Origin of the sequence: Pseudomonas sp. Hp2, assembly GCF_006386585.1 — a bacterium.
GTDB classification, from domain to species: domain Bacteria; phylum Pseudomonadota; class Gammaproteobacteria; order Xanthomonadales; family Xanthomonadaceae; genus Pseudomonas_S; species Pseudomonas_S boreopolis.
Genome location: NZ_VAHJ01000014.1, coordinates 1 through 1,261 on the forward strand (window position 1 = coordinate 1; position 1,261 = coordinate 1,261).

At 63.2% G+C, this 1,261-nt stretch carries 2 protein-coding genes; both read right to left on the reverse strand.

Going from position 1 to position 1,261, the window contains the following annotated elements; genetic code table 11:
* Window positions 1-47: 47 nt before the first annotated feature.
* Entirely contained in the window at window positions 48-881 is an 834-nt protein-coding gene (locus FD678_RS20115) for an IS3 family transposase (protein ID WP_256661984.1), read from the reverse strand.
* Window positions 851-1,207: a transposase gene (locus tag FD678_RS20120; protein ID WP_140728026.1), complete on the reverse strand. Its 357-nt coding sequence runs from the start codon at window positions 1,205-1,207 to the stop codon at window positions 851-853. Before FD678_RS20120 ends, FD678_RS20115 begins: the two co-directional genes overlap by 31 nt.
* Window positions 1,208-1,261: the final 54 nt, after the last annotated feature.

The window sequence follows — 1,261 nt, forward strand, 5'->3', positions numbered from 1 at the left end:
GCCGCGAAGCGGCTGGGAGTTCCTACGGAAAAGTGGACACTCGTTTGCTAGTCGCATTGTTCGAACTCGACGGGTGAACGGTAACCCAGCGCCGAATGCAGCCGCTGGTGGTTGTAGAAGTGAACGTAGTCACCGATCGCCAGGCGTAGCGTCCGATCGCTGTCAAAGCGGCGACGGTGGTACAGGTCCGACTTCATCGACTTGTTCCATGACTCCATGTGCGCGTTGTCGTTCATGCGTCGCGTGCGATTGACCGACTGCGCCAGCCCCGCCCGGCCCAGCCGGCGCCGGAAATCGCCGGCCATGAACTCGATCCCCCGATCACTATGGAACAGCGTATCGCATGCCGGGGCGCGGGTGCGCAATGCGGCAGTCAGGGCACGACTAGTCAGCGCCGCCGTGCGCTCGACGCCCAGCGCCCAGCCCAACAATCGTCGTGAATACCGGTCCATGACCGTGGCCAGGTAGCGCCACTGGCCATCGACCTTGAGGTAGGTCACGTCCCCGACCCAGACCTGGTCGGGACGACTGACCGCAACCTCATGGGCGCGACTGGAGACGCCCTCCAGGAATCGCGCCAGTCCCGGTCGCCGCCGATACAATCGCGCCGAGCATGCGCGCACGCCTTCTTCGCGCATCAATCGCTCCACGCGGCGACGCCCCACCTGCTCGCCTTGCCGGCGCAAGGCTGCATGTACCCGCGGACTGCCATAGGTTTCCCGGCTGGCCGCGTGCACGTGGCGGATCTTATCGACCAGCGCTGCGTCCGCGATCGCTCGCGCACTCGCCGGACGCCGTGCCCAGGCGTAGTAGCCCGCCGCACTGACCCCGTACAGCCGACACATCGCCCTCACCGGGCACGCTTCCTTGTGGTGCTCGATGAAGGCGAAGACGTCGCCTTTCGAGCGGAAGTGAACGCGATCGCTTTTTTTAAAAGGTCATGTTCCAGCTTCAGCTGCTCATACTGGCGCTTGATTTGGCGCAGCGCCTTCAGCTCGGCCGCAACGGCCGGATCCACATCCACACCCTTGATCACGATGACGCCCTCCCGCGCAAGTCTTCGCCAACGAGACAGCATGTAGGGATGAATGTAAAGCGATTGGGCGACATCGCGGACCGACACGCCGGGAAGCTGACTCAGGCGCACCGCGGTGGCCTTGAAACCATTGCTGTAGCGAGCGGTGGTTCTTGGACCTGGTTTTGGCATTGGAACACTCCTGAAAGTTAGCTCAGGGTGTCCACTGAACCGAAGGAACTACCG

Coding starts and splice junctions, on each gene's coding strand:
- FD678_RS20120 (WP_140728026.1), bottom strand. CDS start 1,207: ATGCCAAAACCAGGTCCAAGAACCACCGCTCGCTACAGCAATGGTTTC.